The sequence below is a fragment of the Myxococcaceae bacterium JPH2 genome, from assembly GCA_016458225.1.
In the GTDB taxonomy this organism is placed as follows: Bacteria; Myxococcota; Myxococcia; order Myxococcales; family Myxococcaceae; genus Citreicoccus.
The window spans coordinates 61,632-76,770 of sequence record JAEMGR010000001.1; the positions used below are offsets into that span (position 1 = coordinate 61,632).

Below are 15,139 nucleotides of genomic sequence, written 5' to 3' on the forward strand. Positions count from 1 at the left end.
GGTGTCCAGGAAGAGGGTCTGCCCGGCATGTCGCTGAAGGTGATGACGCTCAACATCCTGATGGGGGGCGAGGAGCGGATGCCGCGGCTCCTGGCCCTCATCGCCCGTGAGAACCCAGACGTGCTCGTGCTGCAAGAGTGTCTGGGTTGGGAGGATGGCGTGCGGCTCGGCCAGGTGGCTGCCGCGCTGAACCTCCCGGCCACCGAGTCGCACGTGCGGCTGGGCCTCGCCCGGCCCCGCCCCAGTGGCCGCCGCTACCACGTTGCTGTCGCGAGCCGCCCTCCGTTGCACTCGGCCCGCCCGCACGCCGATGCCCGTGTCATCGGCCACTGCCTCTTCGAGTGCGCGCTGGAGACAGAGATGGGAACGTTGACGCTCTTCGCGGCCCACTTCGACTCGCACAACGAGGACCTGCGCCTCGTGGAAGCACGCTACCTGCGCTCGCTGCTCAACGCCGGGGACTTCGCCGAACGTGACGCCCTGCTGGCGGGGGACCTCAATGCATTGTCACGCGCGGACCCTTATCCGGTGGACCTCGCGGACCGCGTGCGGCGCGCGCGGGTGGACAAGTATGGCCACCCTCCCCGCTTCGATGTCATCGACGAGTTGGAGGACTTTGGCTGGGTGGACACGCTGCGCCGCAAGCCCGCCTCGCGCCGCTGGGTGACCGCGCGGCGCGAGCGTGAGGGAGAGGTCCTCGACTTCCGCACAGACTACGTGTTCGCCTCGCCGGCCCTCGCGCGACGGCTCGTGGGCTCGGACGTGGTAGAGGTCGGAGCGGCCTCCGACCATCATGCCCTGACGGCGACCTTCACCGAGCCGTGACGGCGCGCCTCACGGAAGCTCGTTGCGCAGCAGCGACTCCGCGCCCGCCACGAGGGTCGCGCGCACCTTGGCCTGGAGGTGCGGCAGGTTCTGGAGCAGCGCCTTGAGCGCGGCCGAGCTCCCGTAGAACACCCACTCCGCGGAGTGACTGCCCGCGCTGCGCGTGGCGACCTTCGCTTCGAGGAAGCGCTCCTTCGCGTTCGCATCCCCGCCCACGGGGGCAATCTTCAGCTCGGCCTCGCCCATGTTCTGGAGGAGTGAGTCACACGAGAAGCGAGCGAGGATCGGGGCAAACCCGCCTGTGTCGGGCAACGACGCCCGCGCGCGCTCCGACAAGGTCAGAAGCGCGGCGCCAATCGCTTGTTGCAGCTTCCTCTCATCCTGGACGATCGGCATGGGGCTCCTCAGCGGGACTTGTACCGCGCCTCGATCGCCGAGATGGCGCGCTTGAGCGCTTGGAGCTGCTCGAAGCCCAGGACCTTGTTGAATCCCTCGGGTAGCGGGGGCGGCGTGGACGGCCGGTTCTGCTCCAGCATGCGCATGTGGATGTAGCACTTGTTGAAGTAGTCAAAGTACTGCGTCTTCTGCTCTGGGGTCAGCGAGGCCATGGCGGTCTCCACGGGCTTGACCAGGGCCTTGAGCTCCGCTTCCGCGGCCTCGGGCACGTTGCGCACGAGCGGCTTGCCCAGCTCCACGTCGTAGGGAATGTGCTCGGCATCCGCGAACTCCAGGACACGCGACCCAATGATTTGGAGCTCTCCGTGAACCCCGTTGGCGTGCTTCAGATAGGCACACACCACCGTGTAGCCGGTCTCCATCACCTGTGAGCCGTTGATCCGCAATGGCTTTCCGGCCTGGGCCGCTGCCAACTGAAGTGTCTCCAGATGCTGCGCCGTGAAGTAGGGCTGGCCGCCCGGCCCATGGAGGTTGTTGATCACCTCGACCTCCAACTCCCCTCGCTGAATGGCCTCGGCGAGCCGGGTCACCACGCGATTCATCATCGCAGGCGAGGTGTCAGACAGGATGAGTCGCGTCCCAATGGCATCCCAGAGGTGGGTGATGACCTCCTTGACCGTGGTGACCTTCGCGCCGAATCGGGTGATCGCGCGTTGCAAGCGATTCACCGCGGAGACAGGGTCCTTCGCCCTCGCGCGGATCTCTCCGAGCCCCTGGAAGATTTGGGTCACCTTCGCGCGCGCGGGCTCGAGCTGCTTCGCGTACTCGGGCATGGCCTTCTCGGCGAGTTGCAGCAGGGTCGGCGGGGGGCCCTTCATTCGCTCGTCCAGGAGTTCGGCGTCCCGGCGCGAACGGGGCAAGGGCGACTTGCCCGCGGCGCGCCTCGCCATGCGCTCCTTGAGCCACGAGGCCAGTCGCGTTGAGCCGAAGGCCCGCTCCACGGCGGTGCCCTTCAACATCCGGAGCGCGACGCCGGCCCCTTTCGCCATGACCCACATCACCAGCGCCTCGACCAGGACGCCCGCGAGCACGCCAATCGCCTCGGCCAGGTCGCGCGCCGCCTGGTCGAGCTGCTGCGCATCCCCTCGCGCCTGCCACACCGAGCTGAAGAACTTCGCGAACGCCGCGCCGACCTTCTGGAGCGAATCCAGGATCCACTTGGCGAGGAACGCCAACCCCATCCATTCCAGCAGCGCGACGCCCACCTCGAAGCCCACGGCGGCTCCGGGCGCGGCTCCCGCTCCACCCACGAGCGCGCCCAGCGCGGCCCCCACCGCCGTGCAGATGGCGAGGAGGAGGATGGCGCCCGCCGCCATCTCGAGGAGCGCGACGAGAATGGAGATCGCCGCGTCCTCGACGTGGGCCGCCACCGCCTTGGGGATGTACTGAAGGGACAGCCGGATGGCCTGCTCGATGTCGCGCAGGAGTTGATCCATCCACTGCAAGCCGGATGCGATGCCCAACGCATCCAAGGCATTGAACGAGTACGAGCCGGAGTTGACCGTCCCCCGCAGTCCCTTCGCGAAGTCCGTGCTGGGAATCCAGATGAACGTGTCGGCCTTGAACGCAACAGACCTCCACCCATTCGTGGTGGCCGGGATGGTCTGTCGATTCACCTGCGCGAGCACCGCCACGAAGAAGCGGAGGTCCGAGCCCCAGGTGCGCGCCACGTCGCCATAGTACGTCTCGGCGATGGCGATGGCCGTGCCCTTCACGCCCGAGGCAACCCGATGGAGTCGGGCGTTTGGCTCGGGCAACGGGTGGCGCGGTGCTCCCCAGACAGAGTCCGCGGCGACGAAGCCCACGCGCCCATCCCGCGTGCTCACCGACAGCCAGTTCCCGGGCATCTGCGCGACGACCTGCACGGGCGTGTTGAACTCCAGCGTGGACAGGACGTTGTTACCCGCTTCCGCTCTGGAGCGCAGCGCGAGCGGAGGCTGCTTGTCCCATACGACGACGGCTACACCGTGCGCGGGCGCAGGGGTCCCGCCCACCCACGACATGAGCGAGTCGGGCGGGGCGTCGGTGAACATCAGCAGCGTGGAGGGTGTCAGCCCCACGAGCCGGCCCGTCATGAAGGCATCGGACAGGTGCTGCTTGATCTGCTCATCGAGCTGCGCCTGCCCAGCCCCTCGGCTCGCCGCTGGGGTGACGGCGTTGTACATGTCCCAAAGGGTCTGCCGCTGCGTGCGCAGCCATCCATCCAGGGACATCCGCATGCGCGCGGGCGAAACCTGTCGGCTCTTGTCCTTCGCCTCCGCGTCGTTCCACCAGACAACCACGTAGGAGGTTCCGCCACCGGAAAGCATCCACTGCTGTGACAAGGCGGCCCTCCCCGTGACGGAAGCCGGATGCTAGCCACTCCATGCCAGGGGAACCAAGGACTCGCGGGCCCTCCCTACCCGTCTGGCATTACCACCTGGGTATGGATGGCCCCGCCACTACGTCGTCGCGACCAGGAACTCCTCGGAGTTGTTCGGCGGGCGAAGGCCATCGCTCCGCCCGGAGAAGTAGCGCTCCGCGAGCGTCGCCATCGACACGTGCCGCGGGCGCCGGAAGCCAGACTCACGGGCGAACGCGAGCATCTCGTCCGGCGTGAAGAAGCTGATGAACGGCGTGCCACTGGCACGTGCGCCGTCCGCCGCGCGCTGGACCGCGGGGCGCACCTCCGGATCCAACTGTTCGATGGGCATCATGAAGGTCATGGCGAACGTCGAGCCCGGGGCGAGCGTCGCGACCTGACGGAGCGTGGCCGCGATCGTCTCGCGGGTGAGGTACATGCTGACGCCCGCGGACGCCACGACCGCCGGCTTCGAGGCATCGAACCCCGCCTCCACGAGCCGCGCCCACCAGTCATCCCCCGCCTCGAAGTCGACCGGCACGAGGCGCAAGAATGCTGGCACCCCCAAGCCGAGCGCGTGAAGGCGCTGGCGCTTCCATTCCTGCGGGCCGGGTTGATCGATCTCAAAGACTCTCAGCCGAGAAGCCAGCTCGGGCTTTCGCTGAGCGAAGGTGTCGAGCCCCGCGCCCAGGATGACGTACTGCTCGACGCCCTGCCCGGCATGCTCCTCGACGAGGTCCTCGATGAAGCGCGCCCGCGCCACGATGGAGGCACGGAAGGGGCGCGTGAAGGGACTCATGTCCGGGCGCGCCTGCCAGCCCTGCTCCGGCGCGGCGAGCGCGAGGCCCAGCTCGTCGTGGAACACGTGAGGCGGGGGATCGGCCTGGACGTGCAAGGCCCGCCACAGGGCCACGCGGACCGCGGTGTTCTCGGCTTCCACCTTGGGATTGCGAGCCATGGTGCTCCTATCCGTGGCTCGCGGGCAGCGGCGCCTGAACGCTGAGGTCGCGACCATCGGGGTCGGCGAGCAGCATCTCCAGCGCCGGCCAATGCTGCGGCGCGAATGGACGAAGGACCGTGGCGGAGCTGGGCGGCGAGAACCGCGAGGCATCCTTCACGGCGACCGCCGGCACCACCTTGAGTTCCTGGTCGGGCGGCCGCTCGGCGACGAAGAGGTAGGGCCCGCCCGAGGGATGACGCAGCCGCCCCGAGTGGTGGTCGGTCTCGAACTCGACCTCGTAGCCCAGCGCCTTCCAGAACGCGACCGTCTTGCCCCAGTTGTGGGTCTCGATGAGCAGACCTTCGATGCCTTCAGTTGCCATGCGGTCTCCGTTTGCGGCGCTGCGCGTCGAGGTAGTCGCGAAGCGCCGCGGCCACGAGCGCCGACAGCGATTGCTCGGTCTCGATGGCGTGGTGCTTGAGCTCGCGAATCAACTCGGGCGGCAGATACACATTGAACTGCTTCACGTCCCCTGCCATGCGCATGAACCTAGGATGCTAGCATCCTAGCGTCAAGCGGAACCGCGAGGCATACTCGCCGCGCAGCGCTCACTCCCACCGATGACAATTGAAGATCACCGGAGCGAGCCCTCCCTTCACGTTGTAGGAGAAGGAGTGTCCGTCGTCCTCGGCGGACGCGTACTCCAGCTCGTCCTGCGCCCGGAGCCACGTCATCGTCGCAGACAGGTTCTGACAGGGATCATCGAACTGCGCGGCGAAGCGCTTCTCGAACGCATCCAGCTTCGCACGGTGCTCGGTCACCCGCTGGTTCAGCGCCTCGACCTGCGCAGGGGTGCGAATCTCCCGAGTCTGGGGCTCTCCAATCCAGGTGCTGCCATCCGCGAAGCGCGCCTCAATGGCCAGGCGAACCGTCCGCGCGTTCGTCGTATCCAGAGGGGCCTGCGCCTTGGGCCGAGTCTTCGAGTCCATCGGGATGGCCAGGATGCGCCGACTCACCGCACCCGCGGCATCCAACTCCACCAGCGCGGCCTCCGCGGGCCTCGGCAGAATCTTGTCGAAGTCCACCTCGCCCTGCACCGAAGCCTGGTCGCCCACGAGGAACGCGGTGGGCTCATCCAGGAACAAGAGGAGCCGCCTGGCGACAAAACCTCTCGGTGGCGCGTCCGCGCAGCGGACCGTCAACTTCACCGGAATGTCCTGCTCCAGGGTGGGCTTGCCCTGGCAGGACAGGCTGGCGTGGAGGCGACGCTCGAAGACAGGTCCCTCCTTGGAACACCCCTGAATGACCTCTCGCGTGGACCAGAGGGGAAGGTCCACCGTGAAGCGCTCTTGCGTGCGGCCCATGGAATCAGGCTTCAGCGTGCGCGACGGGCCCCCCTCTCCCCCTCTCAGCGCCACCTCTTGCAGAGGGCCGTGGCAGTCGGCATCCAGGACCAGGCTCGGATGGATCCAGAGGGGAGTAAACCCACCCCCATCCACTCCCGCCAGCCGGCCCTTCACGACATGGGCCGTCGTCTCCTGGGAGACCTGGAGGCGGGGTCTGTTCCGCGCTTCGCTGCCGGCCACCGCGAGACGCGCGAAGTAGAGGCTCAGCTGCCGTGGAGTCAGTCGCGCCATCTGCTCCGGCGGCAAGGGGACCGTGGGAAAGGGATTGTCGGGGAGCGGCTCCGGGCTCTGGAGAATGACGCGGCTCCGTGACCTCTTCATCGCTCCCTCTGCCCTCACCTTCAGCTCGAGGTACTCCGCGGGCTGCGGCGTCAGCGCGTCCAGCAGGTCGGCCTCCTTGAGCTGGGCCAGCGGGGTGCGGGAGGTGAACCCTCGCGGGGGCTCACTGATTCGCACCAGGATCATTCCCGGCTCGAGCCCTGCACGGTCGGCGACGCTGCCTTGCTCGACGCGGGAGACGGTCACCTGCTCCCCATCGGAGCGAGCCGAGTAACCCACGGACTTGAGGGTGACGGTGAACGGCGCCGCCGCGAACACCCACGCGCTCGTGAAGACGGACAGCAGGGCGGAGACGACCATCGAGTGCGCTCCAGGAATGGGAACAGGCCCGCGCGAATGCGAGGCGCCCGCCATCCTTCGCGGTTCCAGAATGAAGCGCCACCGGTCGAACTACCGATGCCCGGGGGCCCAGCCCCGCGGAGGGACCGCGCGGCTCCGGGTCCAGGACTCAGGTCGCGTCACGACATGTCTGTCTATTGGCCCGTCCGTGAGGAACTCCCAACGTTTACTGAGATGTCGGGCACATATAGGATTTCTCGTCACACAGGGCTCTGCGGAGACGCACGCGATGACTGACTCACGCTCAGCGCAACGGGTTGAACGGCCCTTCACGTTTGCGACCCAGCTCGAGTCCCGCGTCCTCCAGCGTTCGAACTTGATTGCGGGCGAGTTCCGCTCGGACGCCCCCAACGAACTCGTCACCGGCGCGGTGCCACGCAGCGAGGCCTACGTGCTCACGCTGCATCTGCGCGAGCGGCCTCGCGGCGCCATGCGCGCGGAGAACCGCTGGATTCAGCCGGAGAACTTCCACGCGGGCCACGCAGGCATCGTCGACCTGCGCTCGAAGCTGACCTCGGAGTACGTGGGACCGTTTCACTACGTCAGCATCTATCTGCCGCGCCGCTCCCTCGGCGCCTATGCCGAGGATGCGGGAGCGCCCTCACTCGAGGACCTGCGGCACCAACCCGGCGTCGGATTCTTGGATCCCGTCGTGCAACATCTGCTGCTCTCCCTGCGCCCCGCGCTGACGGCTCCAGAGGAGGTCAGCTCGCTCTATGCAGACCACGTGGCCCTCGCGCTCGTCTCGCATCTGGCGAGCGCCTACGGAGCGGTCCGCGCGGCGCGCACCCACCTCCGCGGCGGCCTGACTCCGCTGCACGTGCGACGCGTGAAGGAACTCATCGACTCTCGCCTGGACGGAGCGGTGTCGCTCGCGGAGCTTGCCCGCTCCTGCGGGCTCTCGGAGCGACACTTCGCGCGCGCCTTTCGCGAAAGCACCGGTCAGCCGCCGCACCGTTGGCTCATAGAGCGGCGGCTGGACAAGGCCCGACACCTGCTCGCAACGTCCACGCAGTCACTGAATGAAATCGCAGTCGCGTGCGGGTTCGCCCATCAGAGTCACTTCACGCGAACCTTCACGCGGGCGGTCGGAACAAGCCCGGGCGCGTGGCGGCGCCAGCGCCCGAGCTGATTCTTCTATCGACCGGAACCCAGGCGCTTCGCCGCCGCGCCAATCACTTCCGCGACCGCCTTCGGCTGCGAGACATAGACCGCGTGGCTGCCAGGCATCTCCGTCTTGTTCGAGCCGGCACGCGTGGCCATGATGCGCTGCACAGGCGGCGGAATCATGCGGTCATCCGTCGCGACCAGGTAGTCACTGGGCTTGTGTCGCCACGCGGGCTCGGAGACCGCGCCCGCGAGCGCGGCGACGCCCCAGGGAACCTGCGAGGCGGCCATGAACGCGGCCGTCTCCGCGTCGAGATCGGCCGCGAACGAGGCGTGAAACCGGGTGTTGTCGAGGAACAGGAACCCATCACGCGGCGGCAGGATGGGCGGCACGGCGGCGCCCGGAGGTGGGTCCTTGATCAGACTCGACACCGACTCTCCTCGGTCCGGGGCGAACGCGGCGACATAGACGAGCCCCTTCACCTGGGGATGCATGCCGGCTTCCGTAATGACCACCCCACCGTAGGAATGGCCCACGAGCAACACCGGGCCACCCGCGTCCGCGATGGCTCGATGCGTGACGGCGACGTCATCCGCCAAGGACAGCGTCGGATTCTGGACGACGCTGACCCGAAAGCCCCGGCTCGCCAGGATGCGATAGACCCCGGCCCAACCCGAGCCATCGACGAATCCGCCGTGAACCAAAACAATACTGACCGCGTCCCCATTCGACCCCGACATCGGCTCTCCTTTCCAACTTCGCCCAATCCGTCAACACAAACATCTGCTCGCAATCACAGCGACAGCCTTGGCGTAACAACTCCACTCAGCACTGGCAATGAACCGCTCACGTCCCTGCCCCGCCCCCGCATGAACATGGCAGAACTGAACAAAGCGCGATCGTTTGCGGCAACGCTCCGCCTGATGAAGACGAGGAGGGTGAGCGGATCATCTTGACGGGAATGGCACGGCGGAATGAGCGTTGCACGCGCATTCCAGGAGCCCCACACCCGTGAGCCTTCACCTCCCCCTGATTCGAGTCTCGCCCCGAAGCCTCTTGCTGCCCGCCCTGGCAGCGTCAGCCATTTCCTGTGCCGCGCATGCGCCCCCCGTGGCTCCAGAGGATTCGCTTCCCTACGCTGGCAACGCGCCTCCCGCGCAGCTGCAGGCACTTGCTCCTTGGGTGGGAAGCTGGACGCTCGACATCCAGGTGGCACCCAGCGCCCAGTCTCCGCAGGGCGCGCACTTCACCGGAACCGCGAACGGCCAGCCGCAGCTCCATGGGCAGTTCATCCGCGTCAACGGCCAGACCTCGAATGGCTCAACGCGCGAGGAGTACTCCATCGTGTACGGGTATGACCCGGACAAGGATGTCTATCGTCGCTGGTATTTCTCGTCGATCGGGCTGGTCAACGAGTTTGAAGGACATTGGGATGCGGCTCGACAGGAGTTGACCTGGAGCCTGCTCAGCCCCGCCGGACATCAGAGCGCGACCATCGTGGAGTCCTTCGCGCCGGATGAGATCACGACACGGGTGACGTACAAGGACAGCGCCGGCAACATCGCCCGGAGCGCCATCAACCGCGCCACCCGGAAACCGACGACGGGCCCGAGTCAAAACTAGGAGCTGTCCCTGGAATACAGCCCCCTCCGCAGCGCTCCATCCCGCTGCGGAGGGAGGCCTGCGACTTACTCCTTCACGTCCATGCGGAAGGTCTTGGAGACAACCTTCCAGCCGCCGTCATTCGAGCGAAGCAAGGTAAGGCAATCCGTGTAGTAGCGCGGGTGAATGGAGAGCTCGACCTTCACGATCGCCATCTCCGGCCCCGTCATGTCGAGGGTCACGATGCGATCCGTGCGCGCGATCCCTCGCGATTTCGGTGAGGGCCTGCTCGCCACCAACTCCAGCCACTGAGTGCGAGGGACGATCCGAACGCCCCCCTCCTCGTTGATGGAGTAGACGTTGCACAACTCGTGGAAGACCGTGCCGAGCTTCTGTGTATCGCCCTCATGGAGCCCGTCGAAGTACGTCTGTATCAGCTGGGTCACAGCTTGGATGTCTTTGCTCATGAGTGCTCCTTCTTCTAACCACCATCGCGCGCCAACGCGATGACTTCTCGAAAAGGCAATTCACCCGGGTCATTCAAGAAAACGAAGCACGTCAGCGACCGCGCTCAGTGAGCGCGAGCCTTGGCGCCCAGCTCCCGCTCGGTCTGCTCCACCTGCGCGAGCGATCCGGTCAACCGATGGTCCGTCACCACGGCGCGAGCGCGCTGCAGCCGCTCCCCGGCGCGCGAGGGTTCGCCTCGCATGGCATGGACCTTCCCCAAGTCCAGGAGCACCTCCACGACCGTGAGCCAGTCCTCATGAGACTCCGCGTTGGCCAGGGCCTGCTCCAGGAACGGGAGCGCAGCCGTCGCGTCGTCTCGCCGCAGGTGGATGCGGCCCAGGTTGGCGCGTGCCTCGCGCTCGCTCGCGGGGTCCTTCAGGAGCAAGGCCAGCTCCAATGCCTTGCGCGCGGGCTCGAGCGCGGAGGTGCCTCTCGGGTCGAGGCGCGAGCGGACACTCGCCACCGCGACGAGCGCGAACACCTGCCCACTCCGGTATCCCACCTGCTCCCGGAGGCGCAGCGACTCCTCGAACCCGGCCAGGGCCTCTTTCAAGTCGCCCCGTTCCTCGGCGAGCCCCGCGAGGTGCCTGAGCCCATACGACGCCATCAGCGCATCATCGGAGGCACGCGCCACGGCCAGCGAGCGCTCGAAGAAGGTGCTCGCACCGGCCGCGTCTCCCTGGAACTGCCGGGTGAGACCCAGGTGAAACAGCGCTTCGGAGTGTCCGCGCGCATCACCGGAGGACTCGGCCAGAGCCCGGGCCTGTTCGAACTGCTCGGCGATGGGTGCCCACTCGCCCTTCCCCGCGAGGAGCTTGTTGAAATAGTGAAACATGCCCTCCGCGTCGAGCGCGGCCACCCGCGCATGGGCATCTCCCGAGTCCTCCGCGAGCCGCCGCGCTCGCCGCAGCAACTCCAGCACCTGCGCGGCGTCGAGGCCCGGCTCATGTTGGAGCTGTCGGGACAAGACGCGGCCGAGCTCCGCCTGGAGCCGCGCCTCGCCCGCGAGATTTCCCAGCAGTCGCGCCCGCTCGCTGGCGAAGCGGCCCAGGACCGCCGCTTCCTGGAAGCGGCTCTCCAAGTCATACGCCTGCATCACGGCGACGGCGGACTCGGTGAAGCGGCGACCTTCGTTCCGCGCCCCACTGCTGTCCCGGCCTCGCGCCACGGTTCCGGACGCGCATGCCGTGACGAGCGCCGTCAGGACCACAGCCCCTGCCAATTGCCTCATGACATCCTCCCCACGAAGTGCCCGGGAAGCTCCCGGCGAGAGGAACGCTAGAGAGGGCTTCGCGCGAAGGGGCGAGAATGGGACGAGTCGCCAAGACAGGGGATGGGCCGCGAATCGCAAGGGACAAGCCGCGTGCGCCCCTGCCCCGCTCCTCTCACAACGAATGGCCGAGCAGTTGTTCCAGTCGGGCTCGATAGGTGCGGCTCAGCGTCAGCTCCTGGCCATCGCGCAACACCAGGCGATGGTCTCCCGACAGCGTGGGAGACAGGGTGACGATGCGGTCCACGTTCACGAGCGCGGAGCGGTGGACGCGGGCGAAGCGTCGCGTGGCGAGGCGCGCCTCCAGCTCCGCCATCGTCTCGCGGAGCAGGTGCGTCCGCGCGCCCACGTGCAAGGTGACGTAGTTACCCGCGGACTCCACCCAGTCGAGTTCCTCCACCGGCACCAGCACCGTCTGAATGCCCGTCTTCACCACCAGCCGGTCCGTCCCGGTCGCGGGTGGGCGCAGCTCCTGGAGGAGTTGGTGAAGCTGCTCGCGCAGGACTCCAGGTGGAGCCGCCAGGCGCTCCCGCACGCGCGCCAGCGTGCGGCGAAAGCGCTCCACCGTGAACGGCTTGAGCAGATAGTCCACGGCGGCGGCATCGAAGGCGCGCAGCGCGTGCTGGGGCCACGCGGTCACGAAGACGACGACAGGCGGCGTGGGCACCGAATCCGCCAACACGCCGAACCCGTCTCGCTCCGGCATCTCCACGTCGAGGAAGACGAGGGCGGGCTTCTCTCGGGCGATGAGCTCCAGCGCCTCCTGTCCGTCGCCGCACTCAGCCAGGGGATGCAGGTCCGTCTCCCGAGCCAGCAACATCCGCAGGCGCTCGCGAGCCAAGGGCTCGTCATCGACGATGAGCGTACGGACCGTCATGCGCGGGCACTCCGGTAGGGCAGCGACAACGAGACCACGAAGCCGCGCGGGACATTCGCCGCCCACGTGAGGGATTGGGCCACACCGTAGAGACGCTCCAAGCGGGCGCGTGTCGAGCCCAGGCCGATTCCTTCGCTCAGACGCGAAGCGCCCTCGGCGGGTGGGCCCACGCCGTCATCGCGGACCTCCAAGGCCACGCGCTCGCCCACGCGCTGGACGCGAACCCAGACGCGGCCGGGTCCTCGACGCGGAGCGATGCCGTGCCGAATGGCGTTCTCGACCAGCGGCTGGAGCAGGAGCGGTGGCACCAGGGCATCGCGGACCTCGGGCGCCACCTCCACGTCCACCTGGAGTCGGTCGGAGAAGCGGGTGCGCTCGATGTCGAGGTAGGGCGCCAGCAGCTCCAGCTCCTCGGAGAGCGGCACCTCGTGGCGGCCATCGCGCTCCAGGCTCGCGCGCAACAGCTCGCTCAACTGACCCACCATCTGGTCCGCGGCGGCCACGTCGCGGTGCATGAGCGTGGAGATGGCGTGCAGCGTGTTGAACAGGAAGTGAGGCCGGAGCTGGCTGCGCAGCAGGTGCAGTTGCGCCTGCGCGAGCTGTGCCTCCAGGCGCGAGGCTCGCACCGCTTCTTCTCGGACCTGTCGCGAGGAGCGAAGCGCCGCGTCGAGCCCCACGACGGACAGATAGATGAGCACGTCGTAGTCAGTGGTCTTCGACAAGAGCCACGTGAAGTGGGTCCACGCGGCGGCCAGGCCACCTCCCTCAGGAGGCGGGAGCAGCAGTTGCCGCAGGCCCGCCAAGAGCAACAGGTGCACCGCGACGAAGAGGAACGCGGGCGGCAGGTGCAGCACCAGTTGGAGCGGCCAGGGTCGCCCTGGGCCTCGCACGCGCTGGGCCACGGCGAGGATGAGCGGGGTGAGCAGGGCCCAGCCGCCCCAGACGAGAACCCCCGACAGCAGCGACTCACCGAAGCCAGCCGGCTCGCCTCGCGACGCCCGATAGACGGAGAGCTGCACGCCGTAGATGAAAGCGAGGAGCGCATACGCGGCCACCACCTGCACGGGGCCACGCCAGCGTGAAGCGAGCGCGCGCGGCACATCCGCAGGGAACGTGGATCCGCTTCCGGCGAGGTCGTCGAGTCCCTTCACGGGAGTCCACTCTAGAAGGCACCCTCGCGGCGTGGAACCCGTGAAGCATCCGATGCATTCCACGCCGGAGCGCGGAGCCGATGCGGCTCCGTGCAGGTCGATATGCAGGATTGCGTCACGGCCCCCTGCCCCTGCGTGGGTTAAGACCTTGGCCACCCGCTCGAACAGCCAAGGCGCCGTCGCAGAAAGGAACCTCCCTTGAAGATCGCGAACATTCCCTTCACCACCACGGACTGGGGGACCCTCGCCCCCACCGAGCACCCGGGCACTTCAGGGAAGGCGCTCTGGAGAACCCTCCAGGCCGGAGACATCCGGGTCCGGATGGTCGAGTACACGCCCGGCTACGTCGCGGACCACTGGTGCCGCCGGGGACACATCCTGCTCGTGCTCGAAGGGACGCTCGTCACCGAGTTGCAGGACGGCCGGCGTTTCGAGCTGGGCCCCATGATGAGCTACGAGGTCGCCGACGACGACGGCGCCCACCGCTCGTCGACCGCGACGGGCGCTCGGCTCTTCATCGTGGACTGAGCCGATGGACTCCACGCCCGGTGACGACTCCGTCACCGGGCGGATTCGCTGGCCTCACGCCCTCGGCCTCACAGCCGGAAGACGAGGACGTCCTTGTCCCCGGGGCTCATCCACACGATGGCATCGAGGCTGGGGAAGTAGATGGCCCGGCGCCGCGCGATGCCGCTCTGCAAGGCCGGCGCGGCGTTGGCGAAGGTCTTCGGCCGCAGCGTCGCAGGCGTCGTCTTGAGGTCAAGCTCCAGCCAGGTCATGCCGCTGTTGAGCTTCGTGTAGACCCAGTAGACGCCCTCGGTCGGCACATAGACCATGCCGTGCCCATCGGTGGCGTGAGCGGTGTCCGGGAACGAGGCGAGCGACAGGCCGCCCTCGTAGTTCCACGTCGAGCCCGACGCGAGCACCGAATGGGTGGACACGTCGTAGCGCTGCCACCGGCCCGGTGAGGCATAGGTCCCAGAGCTGTTGGGCGGCACGAAGATCGTCACGATGTCGCCCTCCTGCGTATAGGCGCCACCGCTCCAGTCCCAGCTCCCCCACGTGGCGCGCGGCGCGAGCCAGGTGTTGGTGTGCAAGTCGTAGTCGGCGGCGAAGGGACCACTGGAACCACAAGACCCGATGACCAGCTTCGACTCGTGGTCGAGGACCGCGATCACCTCCTCCGTGAGCGCGGTGCTGTCACCGTTGGCGCGCGGGTGCGTCTTGAGCGTCCACTTGTGGTTCGCCAACGAGTACCGCCACAGCCGGCGACACGCGACGATGAGTTCGTCACTCTCGGGCACGTAGACGAAGCCGTCGTAGACGTGGCGCGCCGTGGGGTTTCCAATGGGGTCGCTCGCGGTGCGGTCCCAGAAGATTTCGTCGTAGTACCAGTGGTCGCGCTGAGACCACGTCCCCGCGTCGACCTCCCCGTTGTAGGCCGCGCTCGACTCGGGGCAGCCCGCGAAGGTGCCTGACGTGCGGTACGCCTGACTCCAGAGCCGGGAGTCGCTCGGCATGTGTTCGATCGACCATTGCATCGAGTCGAGGTCGAAGCGGTAGATGCCGTTGTTGCTCGAGTCGCTGTGGCCTCCGCCATGACGCCACAGCCGGCGGCCGGCGAGGTCGAAGGCCGGCGCGTTCCAGGCCTCGGTGACGCCCCCCCAGGAGCTGGTGCCGTAGTCCTTCCACCCGGGCATGGCGGCCTGAATCTGCGCACCCAGCGACTCCAGCTTCGTCCCAGAGACGCTCACCCAGCGACCGCGCGGCACGAGCGCCCAGCTCGATTCATTCACGTGCCCAGCGCTGTCGCGCCCGGGCGTCCACACGTCATTGGAGTACGTGCCGGTATTGGGGCCATGGCCCCAGCCAGGAGAAGTCCCAGCGTCGCGAACGCCTCCGTCGAAGGGCATCCCTGCATCTGCGCCCGCATCGCGGGAGTCCGTCGACGTCCCCGCATCCGACGGCGAGGTGGAAT

Annotated in this window: 16 protein-coding genes; 4 read left to right on the forward strand and 12 right to left on the reverse strand. The window is 67.7% G+C overall.

The window, feature by feature from the left end; all coding sequences use genetic code 11:
* The first annotated feature begins 27 nt into the window (after positions 1-27).
* Positions 28-825 carry an endonuclease/exonuclease/phosphatase family protein gene (locus JGU66_00255; GenBank protein MBJ6759170.1) on the forward strand — a complete coding sequence of 266 codons (798 nt, stop codon included), beginning with the start codon at positions 28-30 and terminating at the stop codon, positions 823-825.
* A gap of 9 nt (positions 826-834) precedes the next feature.
* On the opposite strand, the gene JGU66_00260 is transcribed toward JGU66_00255, so the two are convergent.
* The 6 genes from JGU66_00260 to JGU66_00285 all read right to left on the reverse strand — a co-directional run bounded on the left by JGU66_00260 (position 835) and on the right by JGU66_00285 (position 6,607).
* Complete coding sequence (locus JGU66_00260) at positions 835-1,221, reverse strand: hypothetical protein (protein ID MBJ6759171.1); 387 nt, start codon at positions 1,219-1,221, stop codon at positions 835-837.
* 8 nt (positions 1,222-1,229) lie between these two features.
* On the reverse strand, positions 1,230-3,605 hold the full coding sequence (locus JGU66_00265; GenBank protein MBJ6759172.1) for an SH3 domain-containing protein: 2,376 nt from the start codon (positions 3,603-3,605) through the stop codon (positions 1,230-1,232).
* Positions 3,606-3,722: 117 nt separating this feature from the next.
* Complete coding sequence (locus JGU66_00270; GenBank protein MBJ6759173.1) at positions 3,723-4,580, reverse strand: class I SAM-dependent methyltransferase; 858 nt, start codon at positions 4,578-4,580, stop codon at positions 3,723-3,725.
* A 7-nt stretch (positions 4,581-4,587) separates the two neighbouring features.
* Entirely contained in the window at positions 4,588-4,944 is a 357-nt protein-coding gene (locus JGU66_00275) for a hypothetical protein (protein ID MBJ6759174.1), read from the reverse strand.
* On the reverse strand, positions 4,934-5,101 hold the full coding sequence (locus JGU66_00280) for a CopG family transcriptional regulator (protein MBJ6759175.1): 168 nt from the start codon (positions 5,099-5,101) through the stop codon (positions 4,934-4,936). The genes JGU66_00275 and JGU66_00280 overlap by 11 nt, the downstream gene beginning before the upstream one ends.
* A gap of 69 nt (positions 5,102-5,170) precedes the next feature.
* Positions 5,171-6,607 carry a hypothetical protein gene (locus JGU66_00285; GenBank protein ID MBJ6759176.1) on the reverse strand — a complete coding sequence of 479 codons (1,437 nt, stop codon included), beginning with the start codon at positions 6,605-6,607 and terminating at the stop codon, positions 5,171-5,173.
* A 355-nt stretch (positions 6,608-6,962) separates the two neighbouring features.
* Here JGU66_00285 and JGU66_00290 point away from each other — a divergent pair, with 355 nt between their 5' ends.
* Positions 6,963-7,778 carry a helix-turn-helix transcriptional regulator gene (locus tag JGU66_00290; GenBank protein ID MBJ6759177.1) on the forward strand — a complete coding sequence of 272 codons (816 nt, stop codon included), beginning with the start codon at positions 6,963-6,965 and terminating at the stop codon, positions 7,776-7,778.
* Between the two features lie 5 nt (positions 7,779-7,783).
* On the opposite strand, the gene JGU66_00295 is transcribed toward JGU66_00290, so the two are convergent.
* Entirely contained in the window at positions 7,784-8,494 is a 711-nt protein-coding gene (locus JGU66_00295) for an alpha/beta hydrolase (protein MBJ6759178.1), read from the reverse strand.
* Positions 8,495-8,864: 370 nt separating this feature from the next.
* Between JGU66_00295 and JGU66_00300 the strand changes: the two genes are divergently transcribed.
* A complete protein-coding gene (locus tag JGU66_00300; GenBank protein ID MBJ6759179.1) occupies positions 8,865-9,377 on the forward strand; it encodes a DUF1579 family protein in 513 nt (170 codons plus the stop codon).
* Between the two features lie 65 nt (positions 9,378-9,442).
* On the opposite strand, the gene JGU66_00305 is transcribed toward JGU66_00300, so the two are convergent.
* From JGU66_00305 to JGU66_00320, 4 genes are all read right to left on the reverse strand, one after another.
* The gene (locus tag JGU66_00305) at positions 9,443-9,823 is read right to left on the reverse strand and encodes a nuclear transport factor 2 family protein (protein MBJ6759180.1); all 381 of its coding nucleotides are present in this window, start codon (positions 9,821-9,823) and stop codon (positions 9,443-9,445) included.
* Positions 9,824-9,927: 104 nt separating this feature from the next.
* A complete protein-coding gene (locus JGU66_00310) occupies positions 9,928-11,094 on the reverse strand; it encodes a tetratricopeptide repeat protein (protein MBJ6759181.1) in 1,167 nt (388 codons plus the stop codon).
* A gap of 154 nt (positions 11,095-11,248) precedes the next feature.
* Complete coding sequence (locus JGU66_00315) at positions 11,249-12,010, reverse strand: response regulator transcription factor (GenBank protein ID MBJ6759182.1); 762 nt, start codon at positions 12,008-12,010, stop codon at positions 11,249-11,251.
* Positions 12,007-13,161, reverse strand: a complete 1,155-nt coding sequence (locus tag JGU66_00320) for a histidine kinase (GenBank protein ID MBJ6759183.1) — start codon at positions 13,159-13,161, stop codon at positions 12,007-12,009. The genes JGU66_00315 and JGU66_00320 overlap by 4 nt, the downstream gene beginning before the upstream one ends.
* A 198-nt stretch (positions 13,162-13,359) precedes the next feature.
* Between JGU66_00320 and JGU66_00325 the strand changes: the two genes are divergently transcribed.
* Entirely contained in the window at positions 13,360-13,689 is a 330-nt protein-coding gene (locus JGU66_00325) for a DHCW motif cupin fold protein (GenBank protein ID MBJ6759184.1), read from the forward strand.
* Positions 13,690-13,757: 68 nt separating this feature from the next.
* On the opposite strand, the gene JGU66_00330 is transcribed toward JGU66_00325, so the two are convergent.
* Complete coding sequence (locus JGU66_00330; protein MBJ6759185.1) at positions 13,758-15,074, reverse strand: hypothetical protein; 1,317 nt, start codon at positions 15,072-15,074, stop codon at positions 13,758-13,760.
* Between the last annotated feature and the right edge of the window lie 65 nt (positions 15,075-15,139).